Genomic DNA, 329 nt, shown 5'->3' with positions numbered 1-329 from the left:
CGGTGACGGGGGCGCGCGGGCTCATGGCCCCATCGTCCACCACCGGGACGGGCGCCCGCCGCATGGTCGTGGGCGGTCGGTTCAGCAGGCCGACCAGAGTCCCCGCCCGGCGTCGCGGGCCGCGGCCTCGGCGGCGCGCATCCGCTCGATGTGGCGGTCGTTGGGCTCGTAGAGCACCGCCTCGGCGTGCCCGGCCCGCACCATGGCCCGGTTCACCATGTCGCCGCCGGCGTCGTAGACGTAGAGCAGCACGCGGTCGAAGGGGTCGAGGATCTCCTCCTCGGCCTCCACGCTGACGCTGGTGCCGGGCGGCACGAGGTCGGCCAGCG

Annotated in this window: 1 protein-coding gene; it reads right to left on the bottom strand. The window is 75.7% G+C overall.

Features of this window, described 5'->3' with window-relative positions:
• Window positions 1–81 precede the first annotated feature (81 nt).
• The coding region (locus QWJ41_RS20940) for a thermonuclease family protein (protein WP_302710409.1) at window positions 82–329 on the bottom strand (248 nt) is incomplete at its 5' end.

Source organism: Nocardioides cremeus, from assembly GCF_030518195.1.
Taxonomy (GTDB): domain Bacteria; phylum Actinomycetota; class Actinomycetes; order Propionibacteriales; family Nocardioidaceae; genus Nocardioides; species Nocardioides cremeus.
This window is presented reverse-complemented; position numbering and strand designations above follow the sequence as displayed.